General features: G+C 36.9%; 11 protein-coding genes. All 11 read right to left on the bottom strand.

The features are described from left to right. Window positions 1-208: 208 nt before the first annotated feature. A complete protein-coding gene (locus ACN5J7_RS12740) occupies window positions 209-1147 on the bottom strand; it encodes a glycosyl hydrolase family 17 protein (protein ID WP_418604199.1) in 939 nt (312 codons plus the stop codon). Between the two features lie 10 nt (window positions 1148-1157). Beyond that, window positions 1158-2567 carry an MFS transporter gene (locus ACN5J7_RS12735; RefSeq protein ID WP_418604198.1) on the bottom strand — a complete coding sequence of 470 codons (1410 nt, stop codon included), beginning with the start codon at window positions 2565-2567 and terminating at the stop codon, window positions 1158-1160. 38 nt (window positions 2568-2605) lie between these two features. Next, a complete protein-coding gene (locus ACN5J7_RS12730) occupies window positions 2606-4069 on the bottom strand; it encodes a glycoside hydrolase family 30 protein (protein WP_418604197.1) in 1464 nt (487 codons plus the stop codon). 37 nt (window positions 4070-4106) lie between these two features. Then, window positions 4107-5114, bottom strand: a complete 1008-nt coding sequence (locus ACN5J7_RS12725; protein WP_418604196.1) for a glycoside hydrolase family 2 TIM barrel-domain containing protein — start codon at window positions 5112-5114, stop codon at window positions 4107-4109. Window positions 5115-5116: 2 nt separating this feature from the next. Further along, a complete protein-coding gene (locus ACN5J7_RS12720; RefSeq protein WP_418604195.1) occupies window positions 5117-6388 on the bottom strand; it encodes a glycosyl hydrolase family 17 protein in 1272 nt (423 codons plus the stop codon). Window position 6389: 1 nt separating this feature from the next. Continuing rightward, entirely contained in the window at window positions 6390-9854 is a 3465-nt protein-coding gene (locus ACN5J7_RS12715; RefSeq protein WP_418604194.1) for a hypothetical protein, read from the bottom strand. A 117-nt stretch (window positions 9855-9971) separates the two neighbouring features. Continuing rightward, window positions 9972-11648 carry a family 16 glycosylhydrolase gene (locus tag ACN5J7_RS12710; RefSeq protein ID WP_418604193.1) on the bottom strand — a complete coding sequence of 559 codons (1677 nt, stop codon included), beginning with the start codon at window positions 11646-11648 and terminating at the stop codon, window positions 9972-9974. Window positions 11649-11660: 12 nt separating this feature from the next. Next, complete coding sequence (locus tag ACN5J7_RS12705) at window positions 11661-13745, bottom strand: hypothetical protein (protein WP_418604192.1); 2085 nt, start codon at window positions 13743-13745, stop codon at window positions 11661-11663. An 18-nt stretch (window positions 13746-13763) separates the two neighbouring features. Continuing rightward, complete coding sequence (locus ACN5J7_RS12700; RefSeq protein ID WP_311942299.1) at window positions 13764-15266, bottom strand: RagB/SusD family nutrient uptake outer membrane protein; 1503 nt, start codon at window positions 15264-15266, stop codon at window positions 13764-13766. A gap of 19 nt (window positions 15267-15285) precedes the next feature. Beyond that, complete coding sequence (locus ACN5J7_RS12695) at window positions 15286-18426, bottom strand: SusC/RagA family TonB-linked outer membrane protein (RefSeq protein WP_418604191.1); 3141 nt, start codon at window positions 18424-18426, stop codon at window positions 15286-15288. Between the two features lie 229 nt (window positions 18427-18655). Continuing rightward, window positions 18656-21463 carry a triple tyrosine motif-containing protein gene (locus ACN5J7_RS12690; protein ID WP_418604190.1) on the bottom strand — a complete coding sequence of 936 codons (2808 nt, stop codon included), beginning with the start codon at window positions 21461-21463 and terminating at the stop codon, window positions 18656-18658. Between the last annotated feature and the right edge of the window lie 367 nt (window positions 21464-21830).

The following is a 21830-nucleotide window of genomic DNA, read 5'->3' as shown; positions in this document are numbered from 1 at the left end:
GTTATTTTAACGAAAAACGAACTGAATAAAAAATTTCTTGAACGAACTATCATCGAGGTAGGGCCATAGAGGTACTTCACTCGTTTCATTTTGGTCTTAGAGCCAAAAACCGAAATTTGTTATTTAGATTCCCGATGTCTCGGGAATGACAATTTCATCGGAAACTCCGAGGTAGAACCTCGAGGAATTCTTTACGATTAAAAGAAAATTACTGACTTTTTATTAAAGAATGCTTTGAGGTATTAAAACCAAGAATGTTGTTTTTATATTTTAATTTTTCATCTTTATCCCATAAGCCCCAGTAAGCACCAACATCGCCTTCGGTTCCAACTTTCCATGACTCATCAAAAGAAGAAAAATAAAACACATCAATATCATCTTCTTTGGCCCATTCTTGAGTATTAATAAAATATTTTATGGCGTTTTCGTAAGAAGGAACGGCACCATGCAACCCTGAACCCTGACTAGGCCAGCCTGTTTCAGTAATTATAACTTTTTTTCCGTTGGCAGCTTTTAATGCTCTGTTAAACATATCCTTCATATAAATTAAAGAATATTCCAGACTACATCCTTCCCAATAAGGATAACAATTTGCCAAAACAATATCGCAAGCTTCAGTGATTTTTGGGCGTTTTGTAAACTCATAATACGCATCAACGTAGCCCATTGGAATTTCTGGAATAGCTTTCTTTACGTGGTGCATAAAACTTAAAAGTTCCGCCTCGGTTAAATCACCCCTGTACATCACTTCGTTTCCAACTGCAGCAATATCTACAAATCCTTCTTTAGCCAGTTTAATTAGGCCTTCAATTTCCCTTTTGTTAATTTCGGCATCATTACCTAACCAAGCACCAACCATTGTTTTAATACCAAATTCTTTAGCAATTACGGGAATAAGTTCGTTTCCGTCTGTGCATGAAAAAGTACGAATCCATTTCGTGTATGGTTTAATAATTTTCATGCGTCGGCGGATTTGTTTTTCGGTAATTTGATCTCCGGCTTCCTGTCCTTCCTCGTAAGCACTAAAGCAAATTCCGTGCATACCACTTTTTAATACCCTGCTAAATGTATTTTGTAATCCTTTTGTCGTTTTATTTTCATGATTGCCACCAGAGAGCGACAATATATTTCCTGCTTTGAGAGACATAATACTGTGTTTATGGTGTACTTTTACGTTTTTCTAACTGCTCGCTTATTTCATTCGCTCTTTCTTCGGTTAAATCGTAGTTCCGCATCACATAAATGGCAATTAAAGTACCTACGATAGGAAATCCTGAATAAAACACCCTAAGCCCCCAAACGGCACCTTCTGGTTGGGTAGCCAAATTTGGGTCAAATCCTACGGCCGACATAATGGTGCCTGTTAACAATCCAGCAATGGCAAACCCAAATTTAACCATCCACCAATAAATAGCTCCAAAAACACCCTCGCGACGTTGCCCGGTGTTTAATTCGTCCAAATCGATAACATCAGCAGTCATAGACATCATTAATGTGAACAAGCTTCCAATTCCGAATGAAAAAAACGGAAGTGCAAATAAAAACATATACGGTTTCCCCGGAATAAACAGGAACCAAAGTAGAATATACCCTATTATTGAGATTGCTTGTGAGACTATAAAAGCTTTCTTTTTACCTATTTTTTTAGACATTCCGGTAATTATCGGAATAACAATAAACGTGGTAGCCAAGGCACCCACACTGCCAAATAAGGTGGGCCAGATTCCTGCCGCTCCGGCATCGCCTCCAAATAAATGGTAAACTACAATGAAAAACGAAAAGCTCGCAATAGTATAAAAGGTGTTATAAATAAAAAAGGTGGCGATGCACAATTGTCGAAAAGGCACCGATTTAAATGCTTCTTTAAAACCTTCGAAAATCTTTTTTAAACTACCGCCAATGGTCTTAAAATTTAAAGGCGCATAATTTTCATTAATTGTCGATTTACTATGTATAAAAATTGCTGGGACCATGGCAAAAACCATACAAGCGATACCGACCCAAACAGCCAAACTTCGTGTTGCTACATCTGCCGATTCAAACAAGTTTTGATCGTACATAAAAACCCAGAACCAAGGCGCAATTACCCATGCCCATTGGCCTATCCATTGGGCAATAGCCATAATATCCGTGCGTTCATGAAAATCATTACTCATTTCGTAACCCATAGCCACATAAGGAACACTAAAAATGGTTAGCCCTAAATAAAACACAAAAGACCAAATTAAAAAGTATGTAAAATTATAGTTTACACCGTCTGTTCTATATAATTGCCACATTATAACAAAAGAGATGCCCATAATTAATGCACCAAGAAAAACATAATGCCTGCGTCTTCCCCATTTGGATTTTGTATTATCTGATATAAAACCCATAATTGGATCGGTAAAAGCATCAAACACCCTTGGAAGAAAAAACAGAATACCCCACATCCACCCAGGAAAACCTAAATCTTGCACTAGAACTACCATAAAAATGCCCAGAATAGCAGGGAACATTTGGTTAGCGAACATACCAATTCCGAAAGCTATTTTTTGACCCATGGGTACTTTATTCGTTTTAGACATACTTTTTTTAGTTTTTAGTTAGCATTGTGCAGGTGTTTTTATTGTTGACTTGGAATGACTATAGTTTGAATGGCTTTTTCATTTATTGAAACAGCAATAGATTGTTCGTTTAAATTAATATTGAAACTTTTAGGCGTATCACCTTCATTAAACAACACCAATACGATGGATTCATCAGGATTTTTAACAGCTGTGACCATAAGGGTTTCATCTGAATTATCATGCGAAATAACTTTAGCCTCAGGTCTTATATACTTGCTAAAATGTGCCATGGTGTAGTATAGTGGCGTGAAGTAAACCTCATCTTTTTCCGGGTCTACAATAACCGGGGCGACACACCAGTTTTCAAACCAATTTGGTCCACCTTGTCGGTCTAATACCATATTCCAATCTATCCAACCATCAACCCAATTGTTTAGGCAACCAATAATATCTCTCGCGTAACGATTTACAGGTGCATATTTTGGGTGTAAATATTTTTTTTCGGGCTCTCTCCAATCATAGCCCCAATCTGTGGCTTCTTTTTTCCAATACCAAGCATCGTCTTGCCAAACCGGAACTTGAGAATCTATACAGCCTTCGGTTTCTATCAAGTATTTTTCTGGTGCCTTGTTGTGCGCGTATTGTAAAGCTTCGGGGAAATAATCATAAGTACTCTCATACCAATGAATGGCTGTACCGGCAAAATATTTTGAAGATTCTTCGGTAGCGAACATGGCATCGACCCATTCTTTTAAACCGGCTCTATTTTGGTCGTAACCAAGAATATTAACGGCTCCCATACCATTGGCTTCAAGTTTTGGTCCTAAATGATTTTGAACAAAATCTGTTTCTGCCTCGGGCGAAAAGTGCATGCTCTCCCAATTATTGCCGTTTCCGTGAGGCTCATTAACAGGCGTTAAACCCCAAATATCAATGCCCTCTGCCTTATAGGCGTCTAAATATTTAGAAAAAAACAGGGCGAATGTATCGTAATATTGTGGCAATAACTCGCCACCAACATAGGCATTGTTATCTTTCATCCATGGCGGCGCCGTCCAAGGTGAGGCTATAATTTTGAAACCATCTTTTGAAATCGCCATCGCGTCTTTTATCATTGGAATTAAATCGTCACGATCTTCTTCAATGGAGAAGTTTTCCAATTCCATATCACCTTCAACCGGTGCGTAGGTGTAATTACTCAATGAAAAATCACAGGAACTAATATGGGTTCTTGTTAATGAATAGCGCGCGCCTTCTTCACCAAAATAAGCCTGAAGAATGGTATCGCGGTTTTTTTTGCTCAACTTGTTCAGCAAATAAGCTGAAGATTCCGTAAAAGAACCGCCAAAACCTGTAATGGTTTGTAACGTTTTTTCGGGGTTTAAAGTTATTTTAACAACACTATCCAGTGTTTTAAATTCGGTAATTCTGGTTAGCTTATTTCCGCTTTCCGATGTTTCGTAAACCTCAAAATCCAACGCTTTATCTTTCACATTACAACTTGATAATACTATCGCCATTATAAAGATTGTTACATAATTACATTGCCTCATTTTCCTAATGTTTTAACTGATTATATTTATTTTTTACAACACTAAATGTTTCTTTTTTGTTTCTATCGATATCTACAATGCCCCAAAATTCTTCGTTTGGAGCCCCGTCGTATGGCACGCCGCTACTGTTGGGCGCCCAACCACCAATGTCCTGCTTATCCGGATTTCCTGCTTTCCACCAGCCATCTGTAAATGAAAACATGGTAACACCTGAGCAAACCTCTTGGTTTTCAAAAATTTTGTCTAAAATATTTTTATTGGCTTCAGCTTGTGCCTTTTCATTAATACCTTCTTCAAATCCAGCCTTTGAAATGGTCATATAACTATCGCCACCTGCTTCGGATAAATACATGGGTTTTTCGCTAACGGCCTCCCATTGGAAAAAAATACTTGATGGATCGTCCCAACGGTACACATTCATGCCCCAAACATCGATATTTGGCCCCATTGACAACGCCAATGCATCGGGCAGCTCGCCATGAGCTGTTGTTACGGGATGATTGCTGTCGTTTTTATGGATAAGTTCTGCAGCATCATTCATGGCTTTATACCAATTTTTTATGTCGCCTCTGAACCATTCTGGATGGTAGTTGTATTCGTTACCCAGTTCCCACATTAAAATGGATGGGTGGTTTTTATACTTGTTTACGTAATCGATATATGTTCCTGAAAGTATATCGAACTTTCCTTTTTGATTATACCCAAAACCAATAATCACTTTAATTCCGGCTGCATGTATGTCGTCTAAAACCGCTTTGTTATCAATAGGCGCATAAACGCGGATGGTATTAATACCTGCCTCGACCATTAAGGCTAAATCTTGGGCTAAAGCGCTAAAATCCCTTTTATCGCTTCCTTTTGGAACAGGATGATAGCAAATCCCTTTTATAAGATAGGGCGAACCGTTTACAAGAATTTGACGCTCGCTTACCGAAACCACAGAGTTTTGCGCCTCGTTTTTACACGATGCAAAAGCAAAAAGCATTACAAATAGTACGATATAGTTTTTCATCTTTATTCTTTTATTGGCGGCACCAAAACGCCTCTCATTAAAGCATCTTTATCGCCATCATAGGCTTTTGTTATAGGGTTTCCATTTCTGGTTAAACCTTCAAAAACACCCTTATCAACCAAATCCCAAAGCGCGTATTTAGCTTGACCATCGACCTTGAAAAGTCCGAAATGATTTTCTGAACCTAACGGGTTTCTGGCATCTTTCCACGGCTCATCAAACGCTTCAAAGTAAAAACAAGAGATGTTTTCTTTGTTAGTCCAAGCCCTCATCAACTCATAATAGCGTCCTGATTTGTATTCATCTGTAGCACGAGACCCATCTTTACCATAATGCCCATTTGAAACCGTTGCCCAACCTGTTTCGCCAATATGAATTGGTTTTGATGCATCAATGCTTTTTACGTATTTATAAACATCATTGTATTGCTTTTTTGCAAACTCAAAAGCCCGCAACATGGCCGCATCTATCTTTTTTAAATCGGATAGGTTTTGCTCATTTTCCGGCACTTTCCAAAACTCCGGATTATAGTGTGAGTTGTGGTACGGATAGGTATGCATGGAAACATAATCGACAGCCTTAATTAGCTTTTCCAAATCCGGTGTATGATAACTCGGATCGCCGCCGCCCCAAGAGGCATAATCGTCTGAACTTGTAATCCACAAATCTTTTGAAAGCTCGCCTTTTTGCTTTAAATCCTGTAAATGATTGACCCACTTTAAAATGACGTTGGGTTGCACAAAATAGCTTGTTGCCCAACGCACCATGGCTTCGTTACCAACGGCAATTACCTTTACAATGTCCGGATAGGCTTTCGCCAGGGCTACCGCCCTGTCTATTTCGCCAGCATTTTGTTCGCTTTCCACATTATGGTCCGGTGTTTGGTCTGTCCACGCGTTTTTACAATCTATCCAAGCACCAAGCATAACATACATTTCGAAGTTTGAATCTTCGTTTTTTAGTTCACTAATAGCCTTTAATAAGTTTGGCGCTTGCTGTAACTGCACATTATAAGTGCGCAATATTTTAACACCCATAGCGGCAAGAATCTTCATGTCGTCTTTAAGCTCTTCAATAGTGGGTTGAATATCCCGCGACGTTTGCCTATAACCGCCATAAGAAATGGCCAAATAATCAGGGTTACCTAAAATATCTTTTGCTGTTATCTGTTTTTCTGTTGCCACGTTGTTTTCTTCTTTTTTTTGCTTATTCCCACAGCCAACCATCACAATTAAAATGCCCAATATCAATGTATTTCTAAGCGTTGTTGTCATTTTAAAATCTATTTTTAAGTAAAACTTCAATGCGGTTAATATCACCTGTTCTTTCAAAAATTGTTTTTGAAGTTTTTTCATCTAAACTTAAATCCTGAAATTCTTGAATCGTGTTGTCTTGATAAACCACTTTAATGGTTTCGTTTTCTGAAATTTTATAAATTATTGGAATTTGACAATAGGTGAAACACAATGAGTCGGCCTCCAATTGAATGGTTTTATCCTCTTTATTTATACTGGTATATTCAAACGATTTTGATGAATTTAAGAACTCGCTTTTTCGTAACAATCGTGGATTGAAAAACAGTTTTCCATCTTCAACAAAAACGCCCAGTTCCCCAAATCTGCTCAACACATCTTCTTTAACCTGCCCCGTCATTCCCGGTTGTTGTGCACCTTTTGTTGCTGGCGTATGCGAATACGGATCGGTTGGAAATGCGCCATATAATTCTGGAGATTTATGTACGCCAATACCGGCTTGAATTTCGTAATAGTGATCTAACAATCTGCCTATTATGTCGTCGCTTTCATTGGTGTTAATGGCTAACTGTACATTTTCTTGAACCGCCAATACCAATTTGGAAACCATGTGCCAATAAATTGACCCCAATCCTTCGTAACCAAAAAATGTTCCCGAACGTCCCGTAAATGCTTTGTGATTGAAGACAGCTTCGAATGTATCCAATAAGAATTGGGTGTCTTTTTCAATCAGCGGTTTATATTTTTCATCCGATAATTTATGCAACGCTTCCTTTAAACTATTTGCGTTATTAAAGTTTCCGTTGAAATGGAAATTTCCTAAAATATCTTTTTCAATTATCTGCGTGTTCCCATCATCAACCAATTGCTTTAATAATTGGGATTGCTCCACGTTTTCGGCTGGAATATTGTTCTTTTTATCAAACCTTGGCAAGTCTTTATTTGGATATAAAATATAGCTATATTGGTCGGCTCTAAAGAGGGCGCTAGATTTTAATTCTTCCAATAAATCCAAGGCTTCTTTTGGCGCTAAATAACCCGAACTTAAAACGGCAACTTGACCTTCGAGCATTTCGGATAAATATGAAATGGAAATTTCTTCGTTATTTTCAACAGTCATTAAATTATAGGCGTGATATAAATTATCTGCGCGTTTGTTTGCCGCAATGGTGTGCTGCAAATACGATTTTGTAACATCAATAAACTCTAAAAGCTCTGTTTTGTTTATTGAAGATTTATCGCTTGAAAAAGCGTTTTCATAAATTGTGTTTCTGTATGTACTGCCTGCGTTTCCTAAACCATCTAAAACTGTTTTTCTGTCTTTATTTGAAATAGGCCCAGAAAGTATATTTTTGTTATTTTGGAATGTGGCAACCACTTGATTAAAAAACACCCTTAATTCTGAAGATATTTCTACCTCTTCGGTGTCTGATTTCGACACCACCGTTTCAAAGAAATTTAAAAAACGGTTTAAGTAATACAAAGTAACCATCGAGACACCGTTGCCCACCAAAGCGTTGTTGGCGTCGTTCCATTCGGGGCGTTGGGTGTTTAACCAAATACCGCCTTCGGGAATAAAATTAGATAGTTTTGCCAATACGGTGGCCAATAATTTTTCAATTAAATTGACTTTGTAAATGGACGCATTTTTATCTAAAAGCAATGCCCCGTCTGCGCCTATTTTGGTCCTTCTTTCGTTGATTTTTTCATTCAGTTTATAATCAAAATCAATCGTGTCCTTTGGGTTTGATAAAGTGTCTTGGTAACTCTTAATTTTATAAGGCACATTGGCATACACAAAAATATTTTGGTCGAATAGTTTTTCCAATCTATTTGGGTAATGCTTTTCAATAAACTCCAAAAATTTTAAAAGGTATATAATTTGATGATCGCCCCAATAGCCTATGTACGACCACGGATCGTCTTCTTCAATAACCTCCCAATCAAATCCGCCTTTTGTTACGCGGTACGGGTTGTAGCCTTCAAAAGTTGTGGCGTTTAAAAATTTGTGAATCATACCCTCAATAAATTCTGGATACGCATGTGCCAGTGCTTCCCAATTCTGGAAAATATCGCGCCAATTGCCTTCGTAATCCAAAATTTTAGAACCGTCAATTTCACTTTTTGTGTTTATTGAAAACTTGTTCCAAGGCCTGCTCGGGTCGCCGTGTCTTCGGCTGAATTTTAATGGTAAATATTCGAAACACAAACGTTTAAAATCTTTATCCGCACTTTGTTCAGCGAAAGCTTTAATATCCTTTAATTGAAAAATTTCCGGTAGGGCTTCTAAGGTTTTCTGTTTTGTATTGAAAACGTCTTTGTTGGCCTTCAAAATGTATGTTATAAAATCTTGTTTTTCGATGTTGTAATCGTCATCAAAAATGCCACCACGCATGATATTGAAAAGCGTGTTTGCAAAGTGTCTTGTGTTTGTTAAAGGGTCTGCGGTTACTTGCAAACCATCAGAAGCTGTGGTTAATTTTATTAGGTTTTCCGTACCCAACTCAATATCATTTTCAATAAGACGAACTACGTCATTTTCACTTTTTATGAGTTCGGAAATTTGGGTAATTCCCGTAATGGTTTGGTTTACATTGGCAATAAACATCCAATTTTTTTCTGAATTGGCTTGTAAATCTATATTTGAAACCGTAAAATACGCACCTTTTTCGGCTCGAATGTCTTCTTTCTGCTTTACTGTACGTCCTTTTCTAAAATCGTTAAGTTGCAATGATGATATTAAATATGTTGGATTTTCAACCCCAACAGACCATACCGTGTTCGCTTTTAAAGCCTCACTAGGTTCTGCCTTGTCAACAATAATGGCACTTAACGAAAAAATACCTAAACCAACTTCTGGCAACAATTCGTTCTTTTTATAAGCATCAACCAAATTGCTGTATGCGTTTTGCATATCGGAAGTTACCCCAGCGGGTAAAATATTTTGCAATCCGTCTAAACAAGTGATGTTTAAATCTTTATTGGAATTATTCTGAAGGGTCGATTTTTTTACAAAACCAAATTGGTTACTTGTACTCCACTGATATCGAAACGTTAGCCTTAAATCTTTGTTAACTTCCTCGAAAACAACCTTATTGCCGTATCTGTTTTTATATATGTTTCTGGTAATTTGATAAAGTCCTGCCTGTCTTTCCGAAAAAGGTTCCCACACATAGGTTTTTCCTTTTAAATGAATTTGAAAGATGGTTTTGCTTCCCGTAATATCGGCAAGTTCGGTTATTTTATCATCGGTATAATAAGGAAATAATGAAGATTCAGAATTTTTTCTACCTGCCGATAAACCGCCATTGCTAGAAATAAACATCCAATGGTTGGAGTCGCTAACGATGCTCATAAAAAATGGTCGCATAGCGTCACTATTGGAAATCTTGTAATACGCTTCGCCATCAAAATCCACCAGTTCACCCTTTACTTTTTGGGTGTGGTTCAAAACGTTTTTATCTGCTGTTAAAACTGTATTGTTCATTAATTATAATCGTTTGAATTGCATGCGACTAAGTGACCAAAGCGCTATTTTAAATAAGAAAATGGTATAAAAAGGCCGGACGGTAAAATGCCGACCCTTTTAATAACTCTCAAACTTTTATTGATAAACTCTTACGTAATCAATTTCCATCGTGTCTTGGGTAAACCCAGGATCGATTGTTCCACCTAAAGTTCCGCCCATGGCGATGTTCATGATAAAAAAGAAATCATCGTTAAACGGTAAACCTGAATTATTGTCCATTTCAAAAAAGGCCACATTGTCAAGCATTACGGTTAACTTATCTTCAGTCCATTCTAAAGAGTATAAATGAAACTCTGAAGACACATCGGCTATAGATGTTGTTTCACCATAAGACGCATTGGCATTTGTTCCTGTATCGAACCAATGCAATGTTCCTAAAGTTGTTTCTTTGTCCCAACCTGTTTGCTCCATAACATCTATCTCTCCACACCTTGGCCAACCAATGGTAGAAAAGCTTTCACCTAACATCCACAATGCAGGCCAAGTTCCTTGTGAGCTTGGTAATTTAGCTCTAAACTCAACTCTTCCGTAAGTAAACGCTTGTAAACCTTGAGATTTTACTCTTGCCGAGGTATAGCCACCGCTTCCATCTGCTTTGGCTGTTATAATAAGTGATCCGCCGCTAACCGTTACATTTTCTGCATTGGTAGTGTAAGTTTGCACTTCTTGGTTACCCCAGCCTCCAGCGCCAGTATCGTAAGTCCAGTTTGCTGCATCCGGAACACCATCTGTATCAAACTCATCAGACCACACCAGTGTATTGTACTGAGATTCAAATTCTTCAACCGCTCCTTCTTCAGGTTTTACAGAGGTAAATTTATGATACCAAGCAAATCCATTGCCGGTTTGAATAATTCTAACTTCTAAAAAGTCATCGGTAATCGATATAATATCATAAGTGTATGCTCCAACATACCATCCCATAAATCCGCCATCAGCAATTTCGAAACTAGTGCCTCTGTAAGGTGCTTCATTATATGACCCCTCAAGCGCTGCTTTAGAAGAAGAAGGTGCAAATGATACATTTTTAACACCAAACATGGTTGTAGCTACGGTTTCATCATGGCAAGTATCGCCAGCAACACCTAAATCACCAGCATAAGTTCCTGGTATAAATGCAGGACCAACGGTTTGTTCAAATGTTAAGCCTTCTTCTAATCTAGTAAATACAAATTCGTTGGTGTACATACATGATTTTTCCTCATCCCATGGCCCAATGGAATTCCACCAAGCTTCATAGGCAAATTCACCATTTCCATAATCATCTTCAACAGGACCTAAACCAACATGAGTTGGTAAATTAGAAGCCCAATACCATGTTTTAGAGCCTCCTATTACTTTTCCTGATAACATTTCTACAGCTTCAAGATCGGAGAATGAACTAAACACCTCAACTTCCATAGAAGTGCTCGATTTAATTCCACCGGCACCAATAGCGCTAACAACAACCGTATAAGTATTTACCCCTGTGGTTGTGTACCTATGGGTTATTTTACCTGTTGAAGATATTTCTGATTTACCATCACCAAAATCATATTGGTAACTAATTTCATTATCTGCTGTTGCAGAAAAATCTACAAATCCGGATCCATCTCCGTTAGGATTACTTGCATCTACTCCAAAAACTTCGGCAGAAATTGTGACATTAGATGGGGCAATTAATTCGCCCATTGAAATATCATCGTCTTGACAACTAGTAAATACTAAAGCTAGTGCCAAAAACATTCCGATATAATATTTTATGTTTTTCATAATTTAATTTTTTTAGATTCTTACTAACTTATATTGCCAAAATACACCTGCTCCTGCTTCAATAGATACACTTATTGTATTATTATCTATAAAAGACACGTTATATATAACTGATGCCGGCGCATCTCCAGGACTTGAAAGCTCGCCTGTATTGGTTGCTTTTGGTAAACCGATATAAGCTCCCACGCCATTTAATGTCAATATGCCGGAATTGAAGGTGAATGTTGCTGGATTTGATCCATCGTGAGGTGCTACAGGTGCTCCGCAAGCATCACTGCCACCTTGCCAAGGCTCTACCCAAGTATCGGTTCCTAATACATTTTGGAAAGAACCGTCGGCTCCAAACACATAAGCATCATCATAGTAACATGCTCTACCTGAAACGCAAGCGTCGTCGCAATTCCACCATGTGGTATCTCCAAGAGCTGGTCCCACACCTAGTGCTCCTGCCTCTTGAGCCATTTGCCATGTTCCTGTTAATGGTGAGCTAACCACGCCTTCTCTTACTAAGGTATACTGCCAGAACACACCTGCTCCCGCTTCAATATATACCGATAAGGTATTTGGGTCTACAAAGCTAACATTGTAAGTAACCGATGCTGGTGCATCACCAGGACTAGAAAGTTCGCCCGTATTGGTTGCTTTTGGCAATCCTATAAAAGCACCAGTACCGTTTAGAGTAACTGTACCTGTGTTTTCATCGTATACATAGGTTGCAGCGTTTGAGCCATCATGAGGAGCAACCGGAGCGCCACATGAGTCACCACCACCTTGCCAAGCCTCAACCCAGGTATCAGCACCTAATACATTTTGGAAAGAACCGTCTTGGTTAAACACATAAGTATCATCATAATAACATGCCCTGTCCGATACGCAAGTATCATCACAGTTCCACCAACTAACATCACCAACTGATGGGCCTACACCTAATGATCCAGCTGCCGATGACAATTTCCATGTTCCAACAATACCAGTTTCTACGCCTGTTGGCACTTTGTAAAAGTAAAGGTTGTCAATAAAAATGGTACCACCTTCTGATGGAGAACCTTCAAACTTAAATTGAATAATATTTGAAAAGTCTACCAATGGGTTTTGATCTGTAAAGACAGATAATGGAATATCAAATGATGTCCATTGATCTTGAGTTAACTCTAAATCATAAGCCGTTTCATTTGGTCCTGCACTAATAGGAGATATTTTAGCATTGAAACCTGCTTGTGCTGTCCAAACATCAACGTGAACATATTCCATGGCCGAAGCATCAACAGCTACGCTAGAAAAATCGATTCCTTGGTAAGTAATATCACCATATTGAATCATGTTGTTTCCGCCAATTTCAATTTGCGTATACGTTGTTGATTGTCCCCAATTCGGGTTGTAATCAATTGGATCTGGATCTGTATAAGAATCACTATAAATTGAAATCACATCCGCTTGTGCTCTAATTGGAGCAGGCGCAGCTTCTAATGGTTGTAAAATTGCGGTTACCTCAAAATCTACAGAAAACTCCGTAGTTTCAATAGCGGCACTCATAGCTACAACTCTAATTGTATATGTTCCTGCCTCTGCATATTGATACGATATGGTTTCGTCTATATTAAAAGGAATTGGGTCATCGTTTCCTGGCTCTCCGAAATACGCTTCATAAGATGTAGCGAAATCAGCAGTTGCCGATAAATTTACTTGCTTTGAAATTGCAGCATCATTCTCGATGGTTACAACTAAATTTTCCGGTGCTTTAAATGACACCACTACAGGTTGTGTAATGGATGTTGTTAACCCATTTATACTCGCTGCCGTAATTGTTGCATCATAAGTTCCTTCTTTATAAACATGTTCTATGCTATTGCCAGGAGTAATGCCTTCTTCAATTTCAGAGCCATCGCCCAAGTCAATACTATAACTTGCAACACCTTCACCTAAGGGTGTAATGGTTACTACGCCCGTATTGTCTTGTGAAATACTAACCGCAGCCGATAGATTTGTTGGAGCCTTAGTGCTATCAACAAAATCTGTATCGCCAAACACGTTTTCCTCACAACTCCATGCCAAAACTATAATTAAGATCGTGCTAAAAATATATTTTAATGTTTTCATAATTTGTTTTTTAAGTTTTTAATAGCCGTCATTTTGTGATAATCCAGAAAGATCGATTTCTCTTTGAGGTATAGGAAACAAACCTTTTGTAGCCGTGCTATAACCGCTTCCTAAAACTGTAGCTGCTTGACCTGTTCTCACCAAATCGAAAAAACGATCGCCTTCCATAGCCAATTCCAATCGTCTTTCATCCCAAACCGCTTGAACTGTTGCTGTAACCCTATGGTTAGTATCGCCAAAGGCTCTATCTCTTACCATATCTAAATAGGTTTGTGCTTTAGCAGCGCTACCGTTAGATGCTCTTAAGTTAGCTTCTGCTGCCATTAACAACACGTCTGCATAACGGATAATACGTTGATTGTTTTCGTAATTCAACTCAATTTGTCCGCTTGTTTGCCCTTTTCTTGGTAAATACTTTTTATTATATAAATCGGTATTTTTAAAAGGAGCCACTTGAAATGTAACATTAAGACTTGGATTATTTGCAGCATAAGCAGCAACATCAAAAACCGTAGCGTCTTTTCTCTGGTCGCCATCTTCATAAGCCAAAGCTAAATCCTGTGTTGGTAAATTTGTACTCCAACCAGCATTAAAAGGCATATCCGCCGAACCACTTAAACCTCTTACACCACATTGCTGTACCGCGTAATTTCCTTGACCTCTTGTTTGTCCGCCCCAGTTATAATACGGGGAACCATTTGAGTATTGTACTTCGTAAATTGATTCTGGACCGTTTTCACCTTCAAATAAAAAGATATCATCAAAAGTTGGTACTAAACTAAATGGGCCATTTACCACGTTTTCAAGCATTGGTGCCGCCAAGTCAAATTTTTCTTGGTACAAATACACTTTACCCAGTAAAGCTTGAGCAGCATATTTTGTTACACGCCCTTGTTGCGAAGCCGATGTAGGCAAAGCATTAATAGCGTTTGTTAAATCGGTTTCTATTTGTGCATACACCTCTGCTTTAGGCAATCTTTGTAAGGTTCCAAAATCCGTGATACCTAATTTACGATCGGTAAATAACACTACATCGCCAAACATTCTAACCAAATTGAAATAATAATAAGCCCTTAAAAAACGAACTTCGCCAAAAAGTGCTTCCTTACCATTAAAATCTACCGTGTTTCCTAACAGGTTAACATCTTTATAACTTATAAGATAGTTGGTTCTGTTAATGCCTTCGTAAGCCGATAGCCATAAATCTTGAAGTGTTGAATTGTTTGCTAAAAGTTGATAATCGTAATCATCAATGTTTTGCAACGATAGTACATCGGAAGCATTTTCGCCACCTGCAACGGCATTATCTGATGCAATATCGCCAATAACCACCATTTGATTTAACCATTGTGTTGGTGTATAACAGCTCACTGCCATAGTCCGGTAGTCTGATTCTGTTTGCAGATAATCAGCCTCGGTAACTTGATACTCATCATGCGGGTCGAATTCAACAACATCTGAACAACCAACAAAGATTGAAAGTATCATGGTTAATACTATACTGTTTTTTATATTTTTCATACTAATTTATTTTTGGATGTTAAAATTTAAGGTCTAAACCAATTAGAAATGTTCTTGCCTGCGGATAAGCACCTCTGTCTATACCTGTATCTAAAATTCCACCTGATATCTCAGGGTCGTAACCCGTATATTCTGTAAGTGTTAATAAGTTTTTAGCTTGGGCATAAATACGCACTTTACTAAATACATTATTTGAGTCCTCAGGTAGTGTGTATCCTAAAATTAAACTTTTAATTTTAATAAAACTACCGTCTTCAATATATCGATCTGATGGTCTGATATTACTATTGGAATCGGCAAAAGTATATCGCGGATTTTTAGCGTCGTTGGTACTGCCTTCCCCTATCCATCGGTTTAAAATGCTTCTATCTTTATTCGTGTATATCGCATTACGCTCATAGGCTCTAAATATGTCGTTTCCAACAGACGCATAAGTAAACATGCCTAAATCGAAATTTCTGTACTCAAATCCTAAATTCCAACCTAAAGTGAATTCCGGAAACGGGTCTCCAATATTTGTTTTATCATCATCGTTAATGATGCCGTCATTATTAATATCTACAAAGCGAATATCTCCTGGTTGCGCTCCCGTTTGTGTGGCATGCGCATCGATTTCAGCCTGATTTTGGAATAATCCATTTGTTTCAAAACCATAGAAATACCCCGGTGTAAACCCTTTTTGGAAGCGCGTTGCATTATGCGCTTGACCATTAAAATAAGACCCACCTGGCACAAATGCAGTACCATCGGTATTTGTTGCGGTTACCAAGTTTTTAGACGTTGTGAACGTAAATGATGTATCAAACTTAAAATCGTCTCCGTTAGTCCTATATCCTAATGTTAAATCTATACCCTTACTTTCTGTACTTCCAATGTTAGATGTAACTGGTTCTGAAGTACCCGCATAAAGTGGCGGTGCATCTGTAAATAATAATCCTTCAACAGACTTGTTAAAATAATCTGCAGTAATAGATAAGTTATTAAATAATGTAGCATCTAAACCTACATTATATTGTGTTTGCTCCTCCCAACTCAATGTTGGGTTGCTAAACGAATTAACCGTGGCGCCAGAAACAAACTCGGTTCCAAACGTATATCCGTTACTATTCGCGGTAGAGTTATAACTTGGTCCGCCCACAGAAATACCTACATACTGCGGATTTACATTTTCATTACCAACCGTACCATAACTTCCTCTAATCTTTAAGAAATTAATAGATTCTGAATTGAAAAAATCTTCGTTTGTTACAACCCATCCTAAAGACCCTGCAAAGAAATTGGCAAACTTGTTATCATCACCAAAAGCTATAGAGCCATCGCGTCTTGCAGAAAACGATGCCAAATACGTGTCTTTATAATCGTAATTAACCCTACTAAAGAAAGACATGTTTCTACGCTCTAAATTTTGGTAGCTATACCCTGTATAGGCATTGGTATTTAATTTGGTATTAACACCCGTAGCAGCACTAATATCTGCCCAAGCCCATGAGTTATCTCTTACATCTTGTCTAGTGGCACCAAAACCATGTCCTGTAGATTTGCTTCGGGCTAAACCTAAAACAACATCGAAATTATGTGCATCGTTTAAGCTAAAATTATAGCTGGCAAATGTTTCAAAAGTGTAATTAAAATTTGATGCCGTGTATTCGGTAACACTATTGTGGAACGACGGGATTGTACTTGTTGTACCATCGCCATTATCTACAGTTTGCATAGGCACCGTGCCATCTGGTAAATATTGACTAGACACGTTATTGGGTCCGTAATACGCTAAAGGAGAAAAACTCTTGCCTACTAGATCCCATTTGGTGTAACCAAAACGCGACGATATTTTAAGATTATCCAATATATCGTACTGTAATTCGAATTTACCATACAACTTGTTTCCATTGTTCTCATTATAGGTATCATCTAATCGTTGTACCGGATTAAAAATCTCAGATAACAATAAGTTACTGTAACCGTATGTAGCAAAATCGTTAGGATCGTTGTTAAATACCGGTACCGTAGGATCGAAATTTATAGCATTTCCTAAAATGGAATTAAAAGAGTTTTCTGCTATGGTTTTGCTTTTAATGTTCGCATAACTTGTGTTAATTAAGAATTTTAATTTAGAAGTTAACTGAAAATCTAAGTTTGAAGTAAAGTTTACTCTATTAAAATTAGATTTATCATCACCGCCAACAACACCGCCTTGACTCAAATAGCCTGCTGATAAAAAGTAACCTACAGTTTCTGATCCTCCTCTAGCAGATAATGTATGCGAGTTTACAGTTGCATTTTTAAATACCTCATCTTGCCAATCGGTGCCCATTCCTATATTAGAAATATCCGGGAAAATTAAACTTCCACCAGCAACCGAGCTTCCTTCATTGGCCATAACAGCATATTCGGTAGCATTTAATAAACCTATTTTTCTTATTACAGATTGTACACCTGTATAGGTATTATAGTTAAATTCGGTTTTTTGGTTTTTTCTTCCACCTTTAGTTGTAACTACAATTACACCGTTTCCACCTTTAACACCGTAAATTGCTGTTGATGCAGCATCTTTTAAAATATTAATTGATTGAATATCGGCAGAACTAATAGAATTTAAATCATCTAAAGATTGAGGTACACCATCAATAATAACCACTGGGTCAACCCCGGAAAACGAAGGAATACCACGAACCAAAACGGTTGGTTTACTTCCTGGGGAACCACTTTGAATTACCGAAACACCCGAAGCGCTACCTTGTAATGCTTCTTCAACCCTTAAAGGTTTTATTTTTTCAATTGATTCTGATTTTATCGTTGAAATAGCACCGGACACTTTAGTAACCTTCTGCGTACCATAACCCACAACCACTACTTCACTAAGTTGTGCGATGTCCGGCATTAATTGAATGTTTAAAGTATCGCCGTTAGCAACAACAACTTCTTGCGTTATATAACCTATATAACTAAAGACAAGTGTTGCTCCGATTTTAACATCAGTAATAGTAAAGTTACCGTCAAAGTCTGTTACGGCGCCATTACTTGTACCTTTTACCAATACATTTGCTCCCGGTATAGGATAGCTTGTATCGTCTTGTACGTTTCCACTAACATTTACATTTTGAGCACTTGAATATGCTATAAAGAAAAGTGTTAGAATTTTAAAGAGATTGTGTCTCATAGAGTTAGTTTTTTGAGTTTATGTAAAACTACTCTATACCATTGATGTAGCCTTATTTTTCACCCAAACAAAAAGTATACATAGCAAAAAAAAGTAAAGTTTATTGTGACAACCATAATAAAATCGGGGTTTTACCAACGAATTACTAAAAAACAAATTAATGTTAAAAAAACGTTATTTTACTAAATGTTGTGGTATTGTATAGGTATAAAATATAAATGTATAGTTCTTAAATTTCAAGAATATAATTTGTTAAGCTCGACTCGTGTGGTAAATCCATTTTTTTTCTTAATCTGTACCTTTTTACTTCTACACTTCTTGGTGAAATATTAAGTAGCGGAGCTATTTCTTTTGATGAGAGATTTAACCGGAGATAGGCACATAGCCTTAAATCGTTTGACGTTAACGAAGGATGGATGGCCTTAATCTTTTTCAAAAAGTCTTTATCGGCATTATTAAAAGCTTCTTCAAACACATTCCAATCATCTGTATTGTTAAGGTTTTTATCAATGATTCTAATTACCGAATTTAAGTTTTTATCATTATCCGAAACATTTTTAAGTTCCTTTTTTAAATTGTTTAAAAACTCATTCTTTTTTATTAGACTCATTGTAGAAATTCCCAACTCACGGTTTTTACTTTCAATATCCTGTCTTAATTTTTCGTTGTTAAAACGCATAAGCTGTTGTTGGTTCTCCAATTCCTTTAACTCCAAGTCCCGTGCCGATTTTTGCATCAACTTTTCCCGTTGTTTTCTGTAATATCGTTTGTACAAGTTATGCATCAACGATGTAATAAGTAAAAACAAAACAACATATATAATGATTGCCGTGTTTGATAAAACCCATGGTCTTTCTATGGAAAAACTATAGGTTGCCGTATTATTTGTTATTCTATTACCAACCTTTGCCCTAACGTTAAAAACATAATCGCCATAGGGCAAGTTTTTAAATAATATACTTGAGTTCGCCGACCAATCGCTCCACTCCGGATAAATCCCATTTAATTGGTATTGATACTCGGTGTCTAAATATTTATTAAATTCTGCTACACTGTACGTGAATTCTATGTTATTGTCTTTGTTTTCAAAATCCCCTTTAATTTGCTTATCTACAACCTGAAGACTATCCTTTACATCGCTTTTTGTAATTGAATTAATTGAAATGCTATACACTTTTTCTTTTATTTGATCTAAATCCAAAACCAAATAACCTGTTGATGTACCCATTAAATGTTTACTGTTTTGCAGATATGAAATGTTTTCGTAACCTGTTAAACCTTTGGGCAGTGCCGTTGATAAAGCGATTTTTTTAACTCGTGGCACACTGCTTAACTTGCCTGGAGAAACATAGCTCAGATTTTTTTTAGAAAAGCTCCACAGAATATTGTTTTCTTTATCGGATATGAGTTTTCCCGAAGTATATTCATCTTTCGAATACAAACTATTTAAAACAGAATCTACAACAAACTGTTCTTTTTCAGGATGGTACTTAAAAACGCCTTCCTTATAGGCATAAAAAATCGAGTTGTTATATTTAATCACACTAGAATTCAGCCCTTTGCCCACTATAGAATCTTTAATAATCTCAGTGGCTTTTGTAAAATCCTTATCAACTTTTATCTTATAAATGCCTTTAGATTCGTGGCTTACAAAAATATTGTCTTTATAAATTTCAAAAAACTTACTTGAGATATCAAACCCTTCTATTTTGTTTCTCAAAATCCATTTGCCATTTACTTTTACAATTACATTAAGCCCGTCGTAATTACCTTGAAGCAGTACATTTTTCGAGCTGTCTATCGGTACAATATTCCAAGTGCCCTGAACATCAACCACCAAATCTGCGGTATTTTTATCTATAAGAAATGTGCCGGTATCGTGCCCGCAAAACAAGGTGTCGTTAAGCTCTACCAAACACCTAACAGGGCCTTGGGTGCCTTCAATAAACTCAAATTCACCATTAGCGTTAATAGGCTTGCAATACAAGCCTTGGTTTGTGCCCAAATACAAGTAATTGTTGTACACTGCCGATGCGTAAACGGTCCCTATCTTCCCTTCTTTATCGTTATAAATTCTAAATGGCGATTTAATATTTATACAATTAATACCGTTATCCAAAGCCAGCCAAATGTTATTTTCGGCATCTTCAAAAATGGCATGTATAGTGTTATTACTTAAACCGTTTATGATGTTGATGTGATAATTGATTTCTCCATCTTCTGTTAAATGAAAAATGCCATTCGACCTGGTTCCGAGCACAAAACTACCATCTCGCAATTTTGTACTTCGGTAAACACCACTTTCGGGAACAAGCTTTCTAGCAGGAATATCCCATTGCTCAAGGCCCTTGTTGTCTAAAACATAAAACCCTGTGTTTTCAGTTTCAATTAATAGTTTTCCTTTATGATTAAAAACATTAACCAATAAATTGTTTTGTAATACGGTGTGATTTGAAATTACTTTAGACTTGCCATTTTCAATCTTATACAGGCCATCCTTGGTTTGCTGAAAGTAAATGCTACCATTCACCTTAAACATTTTATAAATGGTGGTATCGGAATCAATTACAGAATACGATACATCATTTTTATTATATATATAAATTCTTTCTAAAGATTGAAACAATATGTAATCGTCTAGATTTATAATATTCCAAAACTCTTCTTCTTCTAAAAAATCGATTTGAAGCTTTTGGGAAAGCGATGTGTAAAATAAATCTCCAAACTTGTTTCTTTTCCAATAACCGAACTCTTTGCTACAACCGGTGTAAATAACATCGTCAAAAACACTAACAGATCGGATTATAGTTTCGTTTGGCGATGGGTATAAACGCCAATTTGCACCATTAAATTCCAGCAGACCTTTATTATTGCCAACATAAATATACTTGTCTTTTGATTGCGCAATAGACCAGTTTTGATTTTCAGCGCCATAAGATTTTGGTGTGTAAACATCAATGGGAGGCATTTCTTGTGCAACCAATACAAATGAGCACAAAAAAAACAATAGTGTAGTAAGGCAAAATAATTTTTTCAAGGGTAATGCAGTTAATGTTGCGTTACCAATATAGCACAAATCCTTTAACTAATTACATTCTATAATACGTTGTATGGTTTTTGTATGGTTTTATGTAAGACAAAAAAGCAATATCAAAAAGTGCTTTTCACATGGTTTTACTCCATAAAAAAACTCCAAAACAGTGTTATTTCGGAGTTTTTTCTGTGCTTATTACAATTGAATAATAATTAAAATTACAATTTCGTTTTTAACTATAATTTAAACCAATTTCGAATAATATCTTTTTCAATTTGATGGTTTCCTTTATGGATAAACTCATTTTTAATGGCGCTATATTCATAATCCTTACCCCAATCTTTATGGTTTTTGGAAACCGCCTCAATGG

Origin of the sequence: Hwangdonia sp., from assembly GCF_048381975.1 — a bacterium.
GTDB classification, from domain to species: domain Bacteria; phylum Bacteroidota; class Bacteroidia; order Flavobacteriales; family Flavobacteriaceae; genus Hwangdonia; species Hwangdonia seohaensis.
This window is presented reverse-complemented; position numbering and strand designations above follow the sequence as displayed.

Coding starts and splice junctions, on each gene's coding strand:
- ACN5J7_RS12735 (WP_418604198.1), bottom strand. CDS start 2,567: ATGTCTAAAACGAATAAAGTACCCATGGGTCAAAAAATAGCTTTCGGA.
- ACN5J7_RS12740 (WP_418604199.1), bottom strand. CDS start 1,147: ATGTCTCTCAAAGCAGGAAATATATTGTCGCTCTCTGGTGGCAATCAT.
- ACN5J7_RS12725 (WP_418604196.1), bottom strand. CDS start 5,114: ATGAAAAACTATATCGTACTATTTGTAATGCTTTTTGCTTTTGCATCG.
- ACN5J7_RS12720 (WP_418604195.1), bottom strand. CDS start 6,388: ATGACAACAACGCTTAGAAATACATTGATATTGGGCATTTTAATTGTG.
- ACN5J7_RS12710 (WP_418604193.1), bottom strand. CDS start 11,648: ATGAAAAACATAAAATATTATATCGGAATGTTTTTGGCACTAGCTTTA.
- ACN5J7_RS12730 (WP_418604197.1), bottom strand. CDS start 4,069: ATGGCGATAGTATTATCAAGTTGTAATGTGAAAGATAAAGCGTTGGAT.
- ACN5J7_RS12700 (WP_311942299.1), bottom strand. CDS start 15,266: ATGAAAAATATAAAAAACAGTATAGTATTAACCATGATACTTTCAATC.
- ACN5J7_RS12695 (WP_418604191.1), bottom strand. CDS start 18,426: ATGAGACACAATCTCTTTAAAATTCTAACACTTTTCTTTATAGCATAT.
- ACN5J7_RS12705 (WP_418604192.1), bottom strand. CDS start 13,745: ATGAAAACATTAAAATATATTTTTAGCACGATCTTAATTATAGTTTTG.
- ACN5J7_RS12715 (WP_418604194.1), bottom strand. CDS start 9,854: ATGAACAATACAGTTTTAACAGCAGATAAAAACGTTTTGAACCACACC.